The sequence below is a fragment of the Enterobacter quasimori genome (assembly GCF_018597345.1).
GTDB classification, from domain to species: Bacteria; Pseudomonadota; Gammaproteobacteria; order Enterobacterales; family Enterobacteriaceae; genus Enterobacter; species Enterobacter mori.
Genome location: NZ_JAHEVU010000002.1, coordinates 49598 through 69252, shown reverse-complemented (window position 1 = coordinate 69252; position 19655 = coordinate 49598). Strand labels below are relative to the sequence as shown.

17 protein-coding genes are annotated in these 19655 nt (G+C 58.6%); 5 read left to right on the top strand and 12 right to left on the bottom strand.

Annotation, left to right across the window (positions count from 1 at the left end; genetic code table 11):
- Position 1 precedes the first annotated feature (1 nt).
- Complete coding sequence (locus KK102_RS08760) at positions 2-4954, bottom strand: alpha-2-macroglobulin family protein (protein ID WP_216357387.1); 4953 nt, start codon at positions 4952-4954, stop codon at positions 2-4.
- A gap of 286 nt (positions 4955-5240) precedes the next feature.
- Between KK102_RS08760 and KK102_RS08755 the strand changes: the two genes are divergently transcribed.
- The 4 genes from KK102_RS08755 to KK102_RS08740 all read left to right on the top strand — a co-directional run bounded on the left by KK102_RS08755 (position 5241) and on the right by KK102_RS08740 (position 9871).
- The gene (locus KK102_RS08755; protein ID WP_126544246.1) at positions 5241-6785 is read left to right on the top strand and encodes a PTS transporter subunit EIIC; all 1545 of its coding nucleotides are present in this window, start codon (positions 5241-5243) and stop codon (positions 6783-6785) included.
- A 12-nt stretch (positions 6786-6797) separates the two neighbouring features.
- A complete protein-coding gene (locus KK102_RS08750; protein WP_024908648.1) occupies positions 6798-8165 on the top strand; it encodes a 6-phospho-alpha-glucosidase in 1368 nt (455 codons plus the stop codon).
- A 90-nt stretch (positions 8166-8255) separates the two neighbouring features.
- Positions 8256-9101, top strand: a complete 846-nt coding sequence (gene sseA, locus KK102_RS08745; RefSeq protein WP_100165745.1) for a 3-mercaptopyruvate sulfurtransferase — start codon at positions 8256-8258, stop codon at positions 9099-9101.
- Positions 9101-9871 (top strand): MurR/RpiR family transcriptional regulator, encoded by a 771-nt coding sequence (locus KK102_RS08740; RefSeq protein ID WP_216357386.1) that lies wholly within the window; start codon positions 9101-9103, stop codon positions 9869-9871. The genes sseA and KK102_RS08740 overlap by 1 nt, the downstream gene beginning before the upstream one ends.
- Before the next feature lie 17 nt (positions 9872-9888).
- Here KK102_RS08740 and sseB read toward each other — a convergent pair whose 3' ends face one another.
- From sseB to trmJ, 11 genes are all read right to left on the bottom strand, one after another.
- Entirely contained in the window at positions 9889-10665 is a 777-nt protein-coding gene (gene sseB, locus KK102_RS08735) for an enhanced serine sensitivity protein SseB (protein WP_126544242.1), read from the bottom strand.
- A gap of 111 nt (positions 10666-10776) precedes the next feature.
- A complete protein-coding gene (gene pepB / locus KK102_RS08730; RefSeq protein WP_216357385.1) occupies positions 10777-12063 on the bottom strand; it encodes an aminopeptidase PepB in 1287 nt (428 codons plus the stop codon).
- Positions 12064-12123: 60 nt separating this feature from the next.
- Positions 12124-12324 (bottom strand): Fe-S cluster assembly protein IscX, encoded by a 201-nt coding sequence (gene iscX, locus KK102_RS08725; RefSeq protein WP_003860650.1) that lies wholly within the window; start codon positions 12322-12324, stop codon positions 12124-12126.
- Between the two features lies 1 nt (position 12325).
- Positions 12326-12661 (bottom strand): ISC system 2Fe-2S type ferredoxin, encoded by a 336-nt coding sequence (fdx, locus tag KK102_RS08720; protein ID WP_003860652.1) that lies wholly within the window; start codon positions 12659-12661, stop codon positions 12326-12328.
- Between the two features lies 1 nt (position 12662).
- Complete coding sequence (gene hscA / locus KK102_RS08715; RefSeq protein WP_216357384.1) at positions 12663-14513, bottom strand: Fe-S protein assembly chaperone HscA; 1851 nt, start codon at positions 14511-14513, stop codon at positions 12663-12665.
- Positions 14514-14527: 14 nt separating this feature from the next.
- Positions 14528-15043 (bottom strand): co-chaperone HscB, encoded by a 516-nt coding sequence (gene hscB, locus KK102_RS08710; protein WP_024908642.1) that lies wholly within the window; start codon positions 15041-15043, stop codon positions 14528-14530.
- Between the two features lie 80 nt (positions 15044-15123).
- Entirely contained in the window at positions 15124-15447 is a 324-nt protein-coding gene (iscA, locus tag KK102_RS08705; RefSeq protein WP_003860659.1) for an iron-sulfur cluster assembly protein IscA, read from the bottom strand.
- 13 nt (positions 15448-15460) lie between these two features.
- The gene (gene iscU, locus KK102_RS08700; protein ID WP_003860661.1) at positions 15461-15847 is read right to left on the bottom strand and encodes a Fe-S cluster assembly scaffold IscU; all 387 of its coding nucleotides are present in this window, start codon (positions 15845-15847) and stop codon (positions 15461-15463) included.
- 24 nt (positions 15848-15871) lie between these two features.
- A complete protein-coding gene (iscS, locus tag KK102_RS08695) occupies positions 15872-17086 on the bottom strand; it encodes a cysteine desulfurase (RefSeq protein WP_008502157.1) in 1215 nt (404 codons plus the stop codon).
- 117 nt (positions 17087-17203) lie between these two features.
- On the bottom strand, positions 17204-17695 hold the full coding sequence (gene iscR / locus KK102_RS08690) for a Fe-S cluster assembly transcriptional regulator IscR (protein ID WP_024908641.1): 492 nt from the start codon (positions 17693-17695) through the stop codon (positions 17204-17206).
- Between the two features lie 231 nt (positions 17696-17926).
- Positions 17927-18652: a tRNA (cytosine(32)/uridine(32)-2'-O)-methyltransferase TrmJ gene (trmJ, locus tag KK102_RS08685; RefSeq protein WP_216357383.1), complete on the bottom strand. Its 726-nt coding sequence runs from the start codon at positions 18650-18652 to the stop codon at positions 17927-17929.
- A gap of 131 nt (positions 18653-18783) precedes the next feature.
- On the opposite strand from trmJ, the gene suhB reads away from it, so the two are divergent.
- A complete protein-coding gene (suhB, locus tag KK102_RS08680) occupies positions 18784-19587 on the top strand; it encodes an inositol-1-monophosphatase (RefSeq protein ID WP_216357382.1) in 804 nt (267 codons plus the stop codon).
- The last annotated feature ends 68 nt before the right edge of the window (positions 19588-19655 follow it).

The following is a 19655-nucleotide window of genomic DNA, read 5'->3' as shown; positions in this document are numbered from 1 at the left end:
ATTACGGAACAACAATCAGCGGGCCGCTGGCCGCCCCCGTTGCCCGCCACTGCGGAACGTACATAGACTCCACCATCGGCACCGGCACCTGGTAGGTTCCTGGCGTCACGGCACGGGCCAGATAGACCAGCGTGACCGGCTGACCTTCGTTTACCGGCACGGCAGCCACAAAGCGGTCGTCGCGGAATTCCATGTGCTGAATATCGGCCTGCTGCATCTGGCTGAGGAGATTCTGCACTTCGCTACCGCTGTCCTGCAGGCTGGCGCTGCTGTTCGCCAGGTTCTGGTTTTCCAGCTCAAGACCCGCAGGAAGGAGATCCACCACCAGCGCGTCCGGCACGTTCTGGCTGGCTTTAACTTCCAGCCACACCAGCACCAGTTCACCGCTCTTCAGTGAAGAGAGCGATTTACTGCTGCCATCGGTTGCCAGGATATGACGTTCGACCTGCAACACGTTCGAGCTCGGTTGAGGGGCATAGTCAGGGTAACCGGTGCTGTCGAGGCGCACCCACAGCGGCGCAGTACCGGTGTTAGTCACCTGCAGCGCGCCAAGCTGGTCACCGTTGACGTTTTGCACCTGCGATTTATCGCCGCTCAGCGCTTGTTCTGAAAGACTGGTCGTTGCCTGCCACGCACCAGACAAGGTTTGCAGCGAACGTCCTGCCAGGAACAGCGCATTGCTCTCCTGCGTTGACAGCCAGCGCTGGCTGAACGCTTCTTCAGATAAGGTATTGAGCAGAGCGTTTTGCGCTTCCGGCAGCAATTTGTACTCTTCCAGCAGGGAGAGCATCAGCGCGTTATCACGCAGCTGGCTGCCGTAATCGGCCATCCAGTTTTTGCTGTCGTTGCGCGGCGTTTTGAGCGCCAGGTCCAGCGCCTGCTGGCTGCGCGGGGCATCGCCCATCAGTTTGAGCGCCATGCCCAATTGCATCAATGGCAGACCAGATGCCGCCTGACCGTGACGATCCCAGATTTCACGCAGCGCGCCCAGCGGTGCTTTTTGCTGACGCGCCAGTACCAGCGCGGCATAGGCCTGCACGGCGAATTTGCTGGCCTGCGTATCGTCGCTATAGCGAATGGACATCATGCCTGGATCCTGCAGATAGCGCAGCAGGCGGCTATTGGCGTTATTCACTGCATCAGCAGGCACGCTGTAGCCCTGCTCGCCCGCGCGCACCAGGAAGTCGGTCACGTAGGCCGTCAGCCAGTACTCTTCCGGACCGTTTTTATCCCACAGCGCGAAACCACCGTCGTCACGCTGCATTTGCAGCAGACGGGAGATACCAATATCGATCGCTGCACGGCGTTTATCGTCCGTATCACCCTTAATGCCAAGCGCCGACAGCTGCGCCGCGTTGGTGTAGAGCGACGGGAACAGGCCGCTGGTGGTTTGCTCCAGGCATCCGTACGGGTAGGCCTGCAGTTCGCGAATATAGCGTGCCAGGTTGAGCGGTGGTTTGCCGCTCAGCAGCAGTTTCCCCTGCAGGGTGGCAGGCGAGAAGCCGTTGCTGTGCTGCGCCGGTGCGGTCCAGGATTCACCCGGGTTCAGCATGGCACCGGTATTCACCGTTTGCGCCGGGAACGCCGGACGCACGCCGATTTTCCAGCTCTTCTGCTGCGGGGCGAAGGTCTCGCCCGGAAGCTGCAGACCTGTCACCTGCGCGGTCACTTCACCGTCACCATAACCGTCCAGCGCGCGCACCGGAATAAACAGCGTGCTGCGCGCACCCGGAGGCAGCTGAACCGGCTGCGGCTGTGCGCCTTCCAGCGCCAGTTTGCCGGTAGAGGTCAGGGCAACGTTCAGCGTTTGCGGCTTGTCGGTCAGGTTGGTGATATCCAGCGTCAGTCGCGAGGTATCTCCGCTTGCCAGGAAGCGCGGGGTATTCAGCTCGGTAATGACCGGCGCGGCCACAATAATCTTGCTTTCGCTGCTGCCGAAATCCTCTTCCGTCCAGGCCTGCGCCATCAGACGCAGCTCGCCGTTGAAGTCTCCAATCGGCAATGTAATTGTGCCTTCCCCGTTGGCATCCAGCGTGACCGGCTGTGCCTGCTGGGCAATGATGGTGACGTGGTTCACCGGCGGTTTTCCGCCGCGCTTCAGTTCATCCCCGTCGCCACCAAAGCGCAGCGCGGCCAGACGGCCCTGCCCTTCAATGACCTGGCCGTAAATATCGTAGATATCCGCGCCGTAGCGCTTCTGGCCGAAGAAAGCCTGCCACGGATCCGGCGTGACGTAATCGGTAATGTTCAGCACGCCGCTGTCCACCGCCGAGACCAGAACGTTCACCTTCTGCGGCACGGCCCCCTCTTTCACGCTGGCTTTCACCTTCACCGAGAGCGTCTGGTTTGGACGCATCTTCTGCGGGTTATCGAGCGCAATATTCAGACGGCGATTTTCGTCGCCCATCGGCAGATGCAGCAGGCCAACCGCGCGTTTCGGCGTGGCGGATTTGGATTTATCTCCAGGCCGTACCACCAGCGTACTCAGGTAGAGATCGTGACGCTTCCAGGCTTTGTCGACCGGGATCGCAAGATCGAGCCCGTTTGCCGGTACGTCGATCTCTTTCCACCACAGCGGCCCTTCGCTGGATTCGATCATCGCATAGCCTTTGCCCGCAGCCGGTGCTGCAATGTGCAAGTTGATGGTATCGCCAGGCTGATAGGCTGGCTTATCCAGCTTCAGGGTCACCCGGTCAGGGCGCGCAACCCCGGTGCCGTCGCTGTTATCCTGCCAGCTATACCCTGCCCAGAAACGCACGCTGCTGACCATCTCATCAGGCGCTTTCACTTCCAGACGGTATGAGCCCCACTCCACCGGGAAGGTGACTTTACCCGTTTCATCGGCCTTAAGCGTCAGCTCCTGCTCGCCTTCGACCAGGTCTTTCTGATCGAACTGAGACTGCCAGCCTTCGCTCTCAGACCAGTTCCAGAAGTAGTCGCGCCGCTCGCGGATCAGGCGAACCTGCAAACCGGACACCGCTTTTTTCGCGCCGCTGGCATCGGCGTAAACGATATCGAAGCTGGCGTTGCCGTTCTCGTCAACAATCGGCTGGTTGACGGTGGTATCGGTGCGGTAGTCGTAAACGGCTTTACTGGCGAACTGAGGGCGAATACCCGGCAGCTCAGCCGCCGGCCAGATGGCCTGCTCAGCGCGACGCGTTACCGGACGGCCGCCGGACTCCAGCAGGCTGGCCTGCAGGATCAGCTGCAGCGGAGAGTGCACCTCTTTCCACTGGCTTTCGGTAGAAACCTGCCCACGTCCCTGCTCGTCCAGCGTAAGCTGCACTTCATCCAGGCTGCGGCTCAGGTTCTCCTCGGCGATATCGCCAAACTGGAAGCCCGGCAGCGCGGCCACCGCGTCACGCAGCGGACGCAGGAAGAGCTGGCCCTGCAGAGAGTTACCGTTGGCCGGGGCGCCGTACAGGTAATAGCCCACCACGTTAAAGTCCACGTTATCCTGCGGTGAAACCGGGGCTTTTTGCCCGGTCAGGTTGAGCGCCATACGCTCCGGCATAAAGTCTTCAACGTTGAAGTCCCACAGCCGCTGCAGGTTATCGCCCGTGTTGGCCCGGATATGCCACATGCCGGTCTGCGCCCCGCTGTCCAGCGGATAGTTGAAACGATAGAGTCCGTTTTCTGGCTTGACGACAATCGTACGCGCAACCTGTCCATCCGGACGCAGCACGTCGAGCTTCACAGGCTGATCGGGAAGCGGTTTTCCGTCGCTGTCGCGCAGCAGACCGTTAAGGATCACCGTTTCGCCCGGGCGATAAAGATCGCGTGGGCCAAACATAAAGAATTGCTTGCTGTAGCCAGGACTCCCTGCGATGTCGAACTCCGCCAGATCAAGAGCCGGCAGCTTGAGGTCAAGCAGCGTGGTCTGGCCGTCTTTACTGGCCAGGATCAGCGCGGCCTCTTTGTCGGTCTCAAGCTTTGCGTGGCCATCGTCGTCGCTTTTCGCTTCGGCAAGGGTCTGCCCTTTGTCGTTCAGCAGGGTGACGGTGACGCCGGACTGCGCAGCACCGTTTTCCAGGCTCTGGGTGAAGATGTCCAGGCGGTTGTGATAGCGGTGAGCGGACAAGCCGATATCGCTCAGGGTAAAGAGCGTTGCGGCGTTGCTGTAGTTGTAGTGCCCTGCCTGGTTCATGACCGCGATATAAACGCCAGACTGCTGGAGCGGTTTAATCTCCTTCAGGGGCAACAGCAATTTTTCGCGCGTATTGCGCGCCGGATTAAGGTCGAATCGACCGGTGTAAACCAGCTCCGCCATCTTCAGCAGGTTATCGGATTCCCAGTTGGTCAGAGAATTGCGGTATTCCCACTGGCTGACAAAGGAAGCTAACGACTCCGGCTTCACGCGGTAGAAGTTCACGTCCACGTTGTTGACGTTGAGCGCCATCACCGGCAGGCCTTCCACCACTTTACCCGGCAGCAGTGAGCCGCGGCTGGCAAAACCAACAGTGGGTTCAACGTCCCGGGTGGTCAGGGCTTTTTCGTAATCAATGCCGAACGTCGCCTTGTTCAGCGCCTGCAGGTCACGTTCAACGGTGACGACCAGGTTGCGGTTAGGCTCCAGATGACGCAGGCGAAGCTCTTTCAGGTTAGGCGCAAGTTCCCACGCCCCATCAACCTTGCCGCTTTTTTTATCCACGACGTGCACGGTTTTCGCGAAATCCTGATCGGGATTCAGCGGAACAGAAAAGGTCAGCACCAGCGTGGCGGCACCGTCGAGCTGAACTTCAGAGGTATCCAGCAGGGTCAGCGCTTTTCCCTCACTCTGGGCGGCGAGTTTAGCCAGCGTTTCAGCAGTGGGCTTTTCCGCGGCTTTCGGTGTGGATGCGGTGGATGCCGCGGGAGCCGCAGCCTGAGATTTATCGTCGCTGTTATCACAGCCGACAAGCGTAAACGTGGTAAGCAGCGCAAGAGTGAGCGCGGCTAAGCGAAACGGTTTCATCCTTTGTCCCTGGCCCATGGAGCCTGTTGGTCGTCGTCCGGATAAGTATTATCCGCAAGTTTCATTAATTCAAAAAGTCCAATTTTAGAATCTGGAAAGCGCCTCGCAGAATGACATCCCGCCGCTACGCCGCGATGGAACCGCGATCACAGCGCGTAACGTCACATGTTACCTTTCACGTCATTTGTTTTTAAAACAAGAAGATAGCTGGATAAGCGTGCCTGAAGACTGCTAGTTTTATGACCATGTCGCACCCCGAGTGCGCGGTTCAAAAAGAGAGAACGCCATGAAACGAGCCGTGAACGCCCTGCAAAATTTCGGAAAATCATTGTACGGACCGGTACTTATCTTACCGATCGTCGGTCTGTTTATCGCCTTTGGGAACGTGCTGGGTAACGGTAATCTCGCCGAGTATCTGCCGTTTCTTGGCCATCCGCTGATTCAGAATATCGGCCAACTCATCGCGAAATCTGCCGTATCGGTACTGGTTAACCTGGCGCTGGTGTTTGCCGTCGGTATCCCGATTGGCCTGGCGACGCGCGATAAAGGCTATGCCGCGCTGATTGGGCTGGTGACATTTGTAGTGTTCATCAACGCCATGAACGTCACGCTGCAGCTGCAGGGCGCGCTTGCGCCTGCCGACCAGATGAAGGCCGCCGGGCAAAGCATGGTGCTGGGCGTGCAGGTACTCGAGATGGGCGTTTTTGCCGGGATCCTCACCGGTGCGCTCTCCGGGTATCTGTACAACAAATACTCCGGCGTACAGTTTAACGGCGCGATGGCGATTTACTCCGGCCACTGTTTTGTCGCTATCGTCATGCTCCCCGTCTCCATGCTGCTCGGCGTGGTGATGAGTGAACTGTGGCCGTTTGCCCAGCACGGCATTAGCGCCCTGGCGCTGGCCATCAAAGGCTCCGGGCCGTTTGGCGTGGCAATCTACGGTTTCCTGGAACGCATTCTGGTCCCCACCGGCCTGCACCATCTGGTTTATACGCCGTTCCTCTATACCGAGCTGGGCGGCACGCAGGAGGTATGTGGCGCAACCTATCAGGGCGCGCGCAACATCTACTTCGCCGAGATGGCCTGTCCGGACGTGAAGCAGCTCAGCAGCACCGTGGTGTGGGACGCGCGCGGCATCAGCAAGATGTTCGGCCTGCCTGCCGCCGCGCTGGCGATGTACATGACCGCGAAGCCGGAGCGTAAAGCCGTTGCGAAAGCCATTCTGATCCCGGCGGCGCTGACCTCGCTGCTGGTCGGCGTGACCGAGCCGATTGAGTTCTCCTTCCTGTTCGTCGCCCCGCTGCTTTTTGTGGTGCACGCGGTGCTGACCGGCATCGGGATGATGCTGTTCTCCCTGCTGGGCGTTCACGCCATCGGCGCCAACGGAATTATCGACTTCATCCTCTACAACCTGCCGCTCGGCACGGAGAAGTCCAACTGGCCGATGTACATCCTGGTCGGGCTGATCATGTTCGCCCTCTACTTCGTGGTGTTCCGCTTCCTGATCCTGCGCTTCAACATGAAAACGCCGGGCCGTGAAGATGAGGACCAGGAGACGCGCCTCTACAGCAAGCAGGAGTACCAGGCGAAGGGCAATAACGACGGGCTGGGCGAATCCATCGTGGTGGGTCTGGGCGGTCGGGAAAACATTGAAGTGGTGGATAACTGCTACACCCGCTTACGCGTCACGGTGAAGGACGTCGCCATCATCGACGAGCCGCGGCTGAAGGCGACCGGCGCGAAAGGGATTATCAAACAAGGTAACAACGTTCAGGTGGTCTACGGGCTGCACGTCAAAAAAATGCGAGAAGCCGTTGAGACGTTTCTCTGAAAGGAGCTAAAGATGTTTACACCCCCATTTATCCTGTCGATTGCCGGCGGCGGCAGCACCTACACGCCGGGTATTGTGAAAAGCCTGATGGTGCGCCTCCAGGATTTCCCGCTGGCCGAAATTCGCCTTTACGATATCGACGAGGCGCGTCAGAACACCATTGCGCCCGTCGTCGAGAAGGTCATTCGCGACCACAGCCAGAGTATCAAATTTACCGTCACCAGCGACCCGGAAGTGGCCTTCAGCGGCGCGCATTTCGTCTTCGCCCAGATGCGCGTCGGCCAGTATAAAATGCGCGAGCAGGATGAGAAGATCCCGCTGCGTCACGGCGTGGTCGGCCAGGAAACGTGCGGCCCCGGGGGTCTGGCGTACGGACTGCGCACGATCCTGCCGATGGTGGAGCTTATCGATCTGGTGGATCGCTACGCGCACGAGAAGGCCTGGATCGTGAACTACTCCAACCCGGCGGCGATCGTCGCGGAGGGCGTACGCCGCCTGCGCCCGAACGCGCGGGTGCTGAACATCTGCGATATGCCGGTGGCAGCGATGCGCAATATGGGGGCGATTCTGGGCGTCGATCGCCACAAGCTCGAAGTCGACTACTTCGGCCTGAACCACTTCGGCTGGTTTACCCGCGTGCTGGTGGACGGCGAAGACAAGCTCCCGGCGCTGCGTAAGCATATCGCGAAGTTTGGCCTGCTGACGGAAGATGCGGCCAAAACCGACCCGCAGCATTCCGATCCCTCCTGGGTGAAGACCTGGCGCAACATTAAGCCGATTATGGACAACTTCCCGGAGTATCTGCCGAACCCGTATCTGCAGTATTACCTGATGCCGAACCAGATTGTGGCGCACCAGAACCCGGACTATACCCGCGCCAATGAAGTGATGGACGGGCGCGAGAAAAAGCTGTTCGCCGCAGCTGAAGAATACAAGCGCACCGGGATCCTGCCGGATGCCTTCCACGTGGGCGTTCACGGCGAGTTTATCGTCGATGTCGCCCGTTCGCTGGCCTTTAACCTGCGAAGCCGCCATCTGGTGATGGTGGAAAACCGCGGCGCGATTACCAACCTGCCTTACGATGCCGTGGTGGAAGTACCCGCTTATATCACCTCCGAAGGCCCGGAACCGATTCGCGTCGGTCAGGTGCCGCTGTTCCATCAGACCCTTTTGCAACAGCAGCTCGCCTCGGAACAGCTGCTGGTGGAGGCAACAATCGAGGGAAGCTATGAGAAAGCGCTGCAGGCGTTCACCCTCAACCGCACCGTGCCGACCATGGAGCACGCGAAAGCGATTCTGGATGAGATGATCGAGGCCAACCGAGACTACTGGCCTGCGCTGCAAAAAGCCTGGCAGGACGGCGAAACGGTGAAAAAATAGGGGCTTGCTCGCGAGTTGAACGTGGTTTGCTTGTCGGTGTCAGAAAAAACACCGACAATCCTTTTTTACGGAAAAGAATGGAGGCAACTCATGTCCACCTCATATTTCGTCGCCGCCGACTGGCTGATTGAGCACGGCGACGATCCGGAAGTCCAGATTATTGACGCGCGTATGGCCCCGCCAGGGCAAGAGCATCGCGACGTGCCCGGTGAATACCGTGCCGGACATCTGCCTGGCGCGGTATTTTTTGATATCGAAGCCCTCTCCGATCACACCTCTCCCCTGCCGCACATGCTGCCGCGCCCGGAAGCATTTTCCGTGGCGATGCGCGAGCTGGGCATCAGCAAAGACAAACACCTCGTTGTTTACGATGAGGGTAACCTCTTCTCCGCCCCGCGGGCGTGGTGGATGCTGAAAAACTTTGGCGTGGAAAAAGTATCGATTCTGGCGGGCGGGCTTGCGGGCTGGAAGCGCGACGAGCTGCCGCTTCAGCAGGGCGACGTGACGCTGCCGGAAGGCGAATTCGATGCCACGTTCGACGCGCACGTGGTGAAACGCCTGACCGACGTGCTGGTCGTGAGCCATGAAAAAACGGCGCAAATCGTCGATGCCCGTCCTGCTCCACGCTTTAATGCCGAAGCGGATGAACCGCGTCCGGGACTGAAGCGCGGACATATTCCGGGCGCGCTGAACGTGCCGTGGGGCGATCTGGTGTTTGAGGGCGAGCTGAAAACCACCGACGAGCTGCGCGCCATTTTTGATCGTGCAGGCGTGGATTTACATCGTCCGATTATTGCCAGCTGTGGCTCCGGCGTAACGGCCTGCGTAGTGATCCTGGCACTCGCCACGCTCGGCGCGAACGACGTCACGCTTTACGACGGCGCCTGGAGCGAATGGGGTGCGCGAGACGATCTGCCTGTCGAACCTGCGAAATAATGGATAACCGCCTGGCCACGCTGTTAACGCGCGGGACATCGCTGACCCGCGCGGAGTATCGCGTCCTCGCCCACCTCACGGAGCATCCGCTGCTGGTGGGCAACATCACGGTGCGCGAGCTGGCGCAGGCGACGTTTGTTTCGACCGCCACCATCATGCGGCTGTGCCAAAAGCTGGGGTTCAGCGGCTTTAGCGAGTTTATCTGGCACTGCAAGCAGTTGCTTTCCGACACGCCGCATATTGCCGCTCAGGCGCCCTCCCTTCCAGAACTCCCGGCGCTGTTTAATCAGTTTATCGCCAACTATCAGCACACCTTCCGTTGGGTCACGCAGGAGAAGCGCCAGCAGTTTGCCGACCTGCTGCGCCAGAAAGAGAGCTTCTTTCTCTACGGCGCCGGTTTTTCTTATCTGTTTGCGGAGTACCTGACCAAGAAGCTGCAGGTGCTGGGCAAAACGGCGTTTATCTCCGGGCCGGGAGACAGCCGGAATATTTTTCTCAGCAATGCCGCACGCTATCAGGTTTTTATTGCCGTCTCGCGCAGCGGCGAAACGGAGCAGGTGCTGGATAAAGCGCGGATTGCCAAAAACGTCGGCATGACGATCGTTGCCTTTACCCGCGCCTCGGCCAATACGCTGGCGGGGATGGCGGACGTGCACTTTGCCCTCTATGACGAAGCGGTACACTACGCCGCCGAAGCCGCGGGGGTGACGTCGTTTGAGTCGAATCTGGTGCTGCTGATGGATTTACTGCTGCTGGAAGCAACGGGGTGATATTCACCCCGCCGTAATCAGATGATGCGGTTAGTTTTGAGATCGCGCAGGAAGCCGCCCCAGCGGCGCTCGTAGAACGGCGTGATGTGCTCGGTAATAAAGTGGCTGATGCCTTTCTCACCGTTTTTCACCTGACAGATATCAATCGGCTCATCGCCCGGTAGCGTATCGGTCGCCACGCTGCCCGCCGCCTGAACGATCTCGTCGAAATCGCCATCGGCCTCAATACCGATCAACAGCACCGGCTTTTCGTCCGCACGCTCTTTAATGGAGCAGAGAAACGCGCGCCTGACGGGCTTGAGCGTTTTGAACAGCGTCGTCAGGGAGTCGATCATCTGCGCGGGCGGCTCGGCCACCTCAGACAGCAGCAGCGTTTCGCCCCCTTCCAGCACTTCCTGGGTGCTGAGCGGGTTGCCCTCTTCACCCATCAGGTGGCTGATTTCGCGCGGCGTGAACTCTTTTCCGGTAGGCAGCTTCGCGTTGAGGAACAGCGTCTGGCCGAGCGTCATTTCAAACAGGGTACGCACCGGCATCACCACGAACGCCTGTTCGTCTTCAACCGCTTCCTGCAGGGCTTCCAGCGAGGTGAAGAACGGGATCACCGACGTGCCGTCGTCTTTCTCCCAGTGCAGCAGATCCAGCGCGCTGTCTTCGACAACCTGCTCTCCTTCCGCGGCGGTACCCGGCACCCAGACGGTGGATTCCAGCAGCGTGCGGAAAAATGCCGGACGGTGGGCGGGCTCGGTCGCCGCCTGCTCCAGCAGGGTTTCTAATTCGTTTTTGGTTTCTGACATAACAATTCCAGATGATGCATTTCCCCCTCACCCCGGCCCTCTCCCTCAAGGGAGAGGGAGCAAACCATCCCCTCTCCCCGTGGGAGAGGGTTAGGGTGAGGGCAATGAGGATTACCCAGCCGTCAGCAGGTTCGCCACGGTACGCACGCCCAGACCGGTCGCGCCCGCGGACCACTGCTCAACCGCCGCTTTACGGTACGTTGCGGAGCAGTCGATGTGCAGCCAGCCTTCATGATAATTCTCAACGAAGTGAGACAGGAAGCCTGCCGCGGTGCTTGCGCCCGCCGGGTACGCCGCGCTGGCGGTATTGTTCAGCTCGGCAAAGTTGGACGGCAGCTGGCTGCGGTGGAACTCGGCCAGCGGCAGACGCCAGAACGGTTCATTTTCCGCAGCGGCGCTTGCCAGCAGGCGAGCGGCCAGCCTGTCGTCGAAGCTGAACAGCGCGTGGTAGTCGTTGCCCAGCGCGGTTTTTGCCGCACCGGTCAGGGTCGCCATGTCGATAATCAGCTCTGGCTTCTGGGCAGACGCGTCGATCAGGCCATCGGCCAGCACCAGGCGGCCTTCGGCGTCGGTGTTCATCACTTCAACGTTTTTGCCGTTGCGATAGCGAATGATGTCGCCCAGCTTGAAGGCGTTGCCGCTCACCATGTTGTCCGCGCAGCACAGGTACAGCTTCACGCGCTTGTTCAGACCGCGGGTAATCGCAAACGCCAGCGCGCCGGTGATGGTGGCCGCGCCGCCCATGTCGGACTTCATGGAGTCCATGAACGCGCTCTGCTTCAGGCTGTAGCCGCCGGTGTCGAAGGTGATGCCTTTACCTACCAGGCAGGCAAAGACAGGGGCGTCTTTATCGCCGGTTGGGTTGTAATCCAGCGCCAGCAGGACCGGGGGGCGCTCTGAGCCACGACCCACGGTGTGGATACCCATGTAGTTCTGCTCGCGCAGGTCTTCACCCTTGGTGATGCGGTAGGACATCTTGTCGCCCGCCACGCCGCACAGCAGGTCAACGGCGCGCTGCGCAAGCTGCTCAGGACCAAGCTCTTCCGCCGGGGCGTTGATGGTGTCGCGCACCCAGTCGATAATTTGCAGGCGGCTTTCCAGCTCTTTCTGACCGGCTTCGTCGAGGTTTGCCCACTCAATTTTGCGGGTGCCTTTCGGGCCCTTGTAGCCTGCCCAGAATGCCCAGCTGCGGTCGGTGTCCCAGCCTTCGCCTTCCAGAGAGACATGCTTAATGCCCAGCCCGTCAATTTTACGCGCGGCGCGCTGGATCAGGCCCAAATCATCGTTGCCCGTCAGGTGCAGGGTAATACCGTCGTTGTTGATGCTGTAGGTGGCTTTTTCGCCCCAGCGCGCGTCGGCGGGCTGCGTAGAGAGCGTAATCTTCATCGCTTCGGTCATTTTATTTTTCCTTATTAGCAACTAGCAAACGGGCCGCCTGAAGGCAGCCCGTTTTGTTATTTATTCTGCTTCATCTAACCAGACTAACAGAATCGCCTCCAGAATTTTTTCATTGGATGCGTTTGGATCGTCGTCGAAATCCTCTAAATCGCAGATCCACTGGTGCATGTCGGTGAATCGTACGGTCTTCGGATCGAGATCCGGGTTCGCGTCGTAGAGCGCTTCGCCGATTTCACGGCTGTCTGTCCACTTCAGTCCCATATCAATGCTCGCGTGCGTGGTTGATAGTGTAGCGTGGGAATTCCACGACCAGATCTTCATCGGTCACCGCAGCCTGGCAGCTCAGGCGGCTGTCTGGCTCCAGACCCCATGCTTTATCCAGCATGTCGTCTTCGTCTTCGGTGCTCTCGGCGAGAGAGTCAAAACCTTCACGCACGATGCAGTGGCAGGTGGTGCAGGCACAGGATTTTTCACAGGCGTGTTCCACTTCGATACCTGCACGCAGGGCTACATCGAGAATGGTTTCACCGGTCTTCGCTTCCAGAACAGCGCCATCCGGACAGAGGTCCGCATGAGGCAAAATTACAATCTTTGGCATATTAAACCTCGTCCACGGACTGGCCTTTCAGCGCGACGCGGACAGATTTGTCCATGCGGCGAGCAGCAAAGTCCTGGGTTTGTTTATCAACGTTTTTAATGGCTTCTTCTATTGCGTCAGCGTCATTGCCTTCGGCCACGGCGCTTAAGCGCGCGGCGGCTTCGTCAATCACCTGACGCTCAGCGGCGCTTAACAGCGCGGCGTCGGCAGCGAGCGCGCCGGTCAGGCTCTCCAGCACGCGGGCGGCTTCCACTTTCTGTTCAGCCAGCATACGCGCCTTCACATCCTGCTCGGCGTAGCTCATTGAGTCCTGAATCATGGAGGCGATTTCGCCATCGGTCAGGCCGTAGGACGGCTTCACCTGAATGGACGATTCCACGCCGGTGGATTTTTCCATCGCCGTGACGCTCAGCAGGCCGTCGGCATCCACCTGGAAGGTGACGCGAATGTGCGCCCCGCCCGCAGGCAGCGCCGGGATGCCGCGCAGCGCAAAGCGCGCCAGTGAACGGCAGTCCTGCACCAGCTCGCGTTCGCCCTGCATCACGTGGATGGACATCGCGGTCTGGCCGTCTTTGAAGGTGGTGAACTCCTGCGCGCGCGCCACCGGAATGGTGGTGTTACGCGGGATCACTTTCTCCACCAGGCCGCCCATGGTTTCTAACCCCAGCGACAGCGGGATGACGTCCAGCAGCAGCATTTCGCTGTCCGGCTTGTTGCCGACCAGAATATCGGCCTGGATAGCGGCACCCACGGCAACCACTTTGTCCGGGTCGATGGAGGTCAGCGGCGTGCGGCCAAAGAATTCGCCCACGCGCTCGCGCACCAGCGGCACGCGGGTCGAACCGCCCACCATCACCACTTCGAGCACCTCGTTCGCCTCAACGCCCGCATCTTTCAATGCGCGACGGCAGGCCAGTAAGGTGCGTTTCACCAGCGGGGCGATCAGATCGCTGAACTGGTCGCGAGAGATCTCACCCTGCCAGCCCGCAACGTTGACGGTAACCGTCTGCGCATCGCTCAGGGCGATTTTGGCGTCAATAGCCGCATCCAGCAGCTCGCGCTGTACGCGCGCATCGCTGCGATCGCTGAGGCCCGCCTGCTCGCGGATGTAGTCCGCCAGCAGGTGGTCGAAGTCATCGCCGCCCAGCGCGGAATCCCCGCCGGTCGCCAGCACTTCAAATACCCCACGGCTCAGGCGCAGGATTGAAATATCAAAGGTACCGCCGCCGAGATCGTAAACCGCAATGACCCCTTCCTGACCGGAATCGAGGCCGTAGGCAATCGCCGCCGCCGTCGGTTCGTTCAGCAGACGCAGCACGTGCAGGCCCGCCAGACGCGCGGCGTCTTTAGTGCCCTGACGCTGTGCATCGTCAAAGTACGCAGGAACGGTGATCACCACGCCGTCCAGATCGCCGCCGAGCGTTGCCGTGGCGCGCTCTGCCAGCGCCTTGAGGATATCAGCAGAAACACGAATCGGGTTCAGCAGACCGGCCGCGGTCGCGATCATCGGCAGGCCGTTTTCACTTGCCTGCAGCTGATACGGCAGATGCGGATAGCGGGTCTGAATATCGGCCAGCGAGCGGCCCATCATGCGCTTGACGGAGCTGATGGTGTTGGCCGGATCGCGCGCGGCGTTAGCGCGGGCGTCATAGCCTACCGCGTGACCCTGCTGCTGGTAGTGGACCACGGAAGGCAGCAGATGGCGCCCCTGCTCGTCAGCCAGCGTTTCCGCCTGGCCGCTGCGCACGGTCGCCACGAGGGAATTGGTGGTGCCCAGATCGATACCCACCGCCAGACGACGCTGGTGCGGTGCGGCACTTAAGCCAGGCTCACTAATTTGTAATAAGGCCATAATTGCTTCCGAAATTAAAAATCGAGCAGCTTTTCTTCGAGTTGTTCAGCACTGCTTCGCAGTTTATCGAGAAAACGGAGTTTGCGCACAGTATCTGCCGCCACGTCCCAGGTCTCGTTGTTCAGTTGCTCCACCATCTGCTGATGGCGGGTATCGAACATGCCCTTCACGCGCGTAATAAAGCTTTCCAGACGCGCTTCGTCTTTGGCCTGTTCAATCTCATCGAGCTCTTCGCGAAGCTCCAGCTGCTCCATCAGAAACGCCGTGTCGCGCACGGTGTGCTGCTCGCTCGCCAGATCAAAACCGTGGAGCGAGAGCAGATACTCAGCACGCGCCAGCGGATGGCGCAGCGTCTGCCAGGCCTGGTTGATGGTGGCAGAGTGCGATACCGCAGCCAGCTGCTCTGCCTGAGTACCGCTCGCGAATTTGTCCGGATGGTACTGACGCTGAAGATCCTGAAAGCGGATCGTCAGCGCCTGGAGATCAATCGGGTATTGAGCGGGTAGTCCGAAGAGAGTGAAGTAATCCATAACAATCTCAGGGGTAGCCTGTTAAAACAAACCCCACGCGTAGCGGGTAACGCCACGGTGGGGTTTCGGATGACGCGCGGTTAAACGTGGAAGCTTTCGCCGCAACCACACTCGTCTTTGACGTTCGGGTTCGTGAATTTGAACCCTTCGTTCAGGCCTTCTTTAACGAAGTCCAGCTGAGTGCCGTTGAGGAATTGCAGGCTTTTGCCATCGACCACCACCTTCACGCCCTTGTCTTCAAACACGGTGTCGTCAGACGCCGGTTCGTCAACAAACTCCAGTACGTAAGCCATACCAGAACAGCCGGAGGTACGTACGCCCAGTCGCAGGCCAAAGCCTTTACCACGGTTCGCCAGAAAAGAGCTTACTCGCGCGGCAGCGCTGTCGCTAAGGGTAATCGACATACTCAAACCTCAATTATTTTGCTTCACGTTTGCTTTTGTAATCCGCAATGGCGGCTTTGATCGCGTCTTCTGCCAGAATTGAGCAGTGAATTTTCACCGGTGGCAGTTCGAGTTCTTCAGCAATATCCGTGTTTTTGATTGCCTGTGCTTCGTCCAGAGACTTACCCTTCACCCATTCGGTGACCAGGGAGCTGGACGCGATAGCAGAACCGCAGCCGTAGGTCTTGAAGCGCGCGTCTTCAATGATACCTTCATTGTTGACTTTAATCTGCAACTTCATCACGTCGCCACACGCCGGTGCACCGACCATGCCGCTACCAACAGATTCGTCGCTGTTGTCAAAAGAGCCAACGTTGCGTGGGTTTTCGTAATGATCGATGACTTTTTCGCTGTATGCCATGATTGAATTCTCCTTATGTACCGATTAGTGATGTGACCATTCAATGCTGTTCAGATCCACGCCCTGCTTGAACATTTCCCACAGTGGAGAAAGGTCGCGCAGACGGCCGATGGAGTTGCGAACCAGCTTGATGGTGTAGTCAATCTCTTCTTCGGTAGTGAAACGACCTAAAGAGAAACGGATAGAGCTGTGTGCCAGCTCGTCAGTCATACCCAGCGCGCGCAGCACGTAGGATGGCTCAAGGCTTGCAGAGGTACAGGCAGAACCGGAAGAAACCGCCAGGTCTTTCAGCGCCATGATCAGCGACTCGCCTTCAACATAGTTGAAGCTGACGTTGAGGATGTTTGGTGCGCCCTGCTCGAGATCGCCGTTCAGATACACTTCTTCCATATCCTTCACGCCGTCCCACAGACGGTTACGCAGCGTGCGCAGGCGCGCCATCTCGGTTTCCATCTCTTCTTTTGCAATGCGGTAGGCTTCGCCCATGCCCACGATCTGGTGAACAGGCAGCGTACCGGAACGCATGCCGCGCTCGTGACCACCGCCGTGCATCTGTGCTTCGATGCGGATACGTGGCTTACGACGAACGTACAGCGCGCCAATCCCTTTCGGGCCATAGATTTTGTGGCCGGAGAAGGACATCAGGTCCACTTTCAGCTGGCTCAGGTCGATAGGCAGTTTGCCCACGCTCTGGGTCGCGTCAACGTGATAGATGATACCGCGCGCGCGGCACATTTCGCCGATGGTCGCGATGTCCTGCACCACGCCGATTTCGTTGTTGACGTGCATGATGGAGACCAGAATGGTGTCATCACGCATGGCCGCTTCGAGCTCTTTCAGGTCGATGATGCCGTTGCTCTGTGGCGCCAGGTAGGTGACTTCATACCCTTCACGCTCCAGCTGACGGCAGGTGTCCAGTACGGCTTTGTGTTCGGTTTTGCTGGTGATGATGTGCTTGCCTTTTTTCTGATAAAAGTTGGCTGCACCTTTGATCGCCAGGTTGTCGGATTCGGTCGCACCGGAGGTGAAAACAATCTCACGCGGGTCGGCACCCACCAGGTCAGCAATCTGATTACGGGCGATATCAACCGCCTCTTCAGCATGCCAGCCAAAACGGTGTGAACGGGAAGCTGGGTTACCAAAGTTTCCGTCCAGGGTCAGACACTGCATCATTTTCTCGGCAACACGCGGGTCCACCGGCGTGGTTGCGGAGTAGTCGAGATAAATCGGTAATTTCATTGCTCTTTAAACTCCGTACATCGCTTCAATGCAAGGAATCAGGCAACCGGCTGGATGTACGACCGAGTACACGGGGCATGACCGCCCCGGCCTGATTCTGAAATACTTATCGTTTTATTACGCGCGCAGTTTGACGTCGATAGCGTCCTGCGCACGGGTGCTGCGTTGAGAATCCTGACTGTGCTGACGGCCCGATACATCCAGAACTTCCTGGTTATTCACCAGTTCACCCAGGGTGATGTTGTTCAGGAAGCCGGTCAGACGGTCGCTCAGATCGCGCCACAGCGCGTGGGTCAGGCACTTATCGCCGCCCTGGCAGCCGCCTTTACCCTGGCAACGGGTCGCGTCAACGGATTCGTCAACGGCGCTGATCACTTCGCCAACTGCAATACTGCCCGCGTCTTTACCCAGCAGATAACCGCCGCCCGGGCCACGAACGCTGGAAACCAGTCCATTTTTACGCAGTCTGGAGAACAGCTGTTCCAGATAAGAGAGGGAGATCCCTTGTCGTTCAGAAATATCAGCCAACGGAACCGGGCCCGCTTCGGAGTTGAGCGCAACGTCCAGCATCGCGGTCACGGCATAACGCCCTTTAGATGTCAGTCTCATGTCTTACTTAACCTCAAACTCGCCCCTGCCCGGGGTTTTTTATTGTAAAATGGGGTATTGCATAGCAGGGCCAAGTCTGACATTCCTGACTAAAATGGTCAACTATTTACTTGACTGTTTTAGTCAGGTATTTAACCTTCTGTGCCGTTTTTTGTCGGGTGGCGCTTCGCTTACCCGACCTACGGTTTTGTAGGCCAGGTCAGCGAAGCGCCACCTGGCAAACAGACGACGCTACGCTTTATTCTTCTGCTCAATCGACGCCAGGATCCCGCGCAGGATGTTCAGCTCTTGGCTTTCCGGACGCGCGCGGGTAAACATACGGCGCAGCTTGTTCATTACCTGTCCCGGGTGGCCTTCGCGGATAAAACCGGTTGAGAGCAGCGTCTGCTCCAGGTGACCGTAGAAGCGCTCAAGGTCGTCCACCAGCGGGTAGGCCGTCTCTTCTTTCGGCTCGACCTGTTTCTCCTGCGTTGCCAGCCACGCCATACGCACTTCGTAAGCGATAACCTGCACCGCCATCGCCAGGTTCAGCGAGCTGTACTCCGGGTTTGCCGCAATCGCGACGTGATAATGGCACTTCTGCAGCTCGTCGTTGGTCAGGCCAACGCGCTCGCGGCCAAACACCAGCGCAACCGGTGCCTGTTCTGCCTCCGAGACACTTTTCAGGCCGCATTCACGCGGATCGAGCATTGGCCACGGCAGCGTGCGCGAACGCGCGCTGGTACCCACAACGAGGCTGCAGCCGGCCAGCGCTTCGTCAAGGGTATCGACGATCTGGGCATTGCCGATCACGTCGCTGGCCCCGGCCGCCAGCGCGATAGCCTGCGAGTCAGGTTTCACCAGCGGGTTAACCAGCCACAGGTTCGTTAAGCCCATGGTTTTCATAGCGCGGGCAACGGAGCCCATGTTGCCGGTATGCGATGTTTCGACCAGCACAATTCGAATGTTTTGCAGCATAATTTTTAATGTCTGAATTCAGTGTCTGAAGAATATTCGGGCATATTATCATAAACGGGAGACATAATCCGATCCCGCTGCTATACTCTGCGCCGATTTTCCTGTTCTTTAACATCCAGTGAGAGAGACCGATGCATCCGATGCTGACCATCGCCGTGCGCGCAGCGCGCAAGGCGGGTAATGTAATTGCCAAACACTACGAAACGCCAGACTCCGTAGAAACCAGCCAGAAAGGCAGCAATGATTTCGTGACGAACGTTGATAAAGCCGCAGAAGCGATTGTTATCGAAACGATCCGCAAATCTTACCCACAGCACACCATCATCACCGAAGAAAGCGGTGAACATGAAGGTACCGATCAGGATGTTCAATGGGTTATCGATCCACTGGATGGCACCACCAACTTCGTCAAACGCCTGCCACACTTCTCTGTGTCTATCGCAGTACGCATTAAAGGCCGTACTGAAGTCGCCGTTGTGTACGATCCAATGCGTAACGAGCTGTTCACCGCGACCCGCGGTCAGGGCGCACAGCTGAACGGCTACCGTCTGCGCTGCAGCAACGCACGCGATCTGGACGGCACCATCCTGGCGACCGGTTTCCCGTTCAAGGCGAAACAGCACGCGACCACCTACATGAATATCCTGGGCAAACTGTTCACCGAATGCGCGGATTTCCGTCGCACCGGTTCTGCTGCGCTGGATCTGGCCTACGTGGCCACCGGCCGCGTTGACGGTTACTTCGAGCTGTCACTGAAGCCGTGGGACTTTGCTGCGGGCGAGCTGATCGCGCGTGAAGCAGGCGCCATTGTTTGCGACTTCACCGGCGGCCATAACTATATGTCTACCGGCAACATCGTTGCGGGTAACCCACGCGTTGTTAAAGCCATGCTGGCAAACATGCGTGACGAACTGAGCGATGCGCTGAAGCGTTAATCCCGGTAACTGCATCCAGCGTTTATTTACCCAATGCAGTCTGTGTATATAAATCCCCGACATTCATC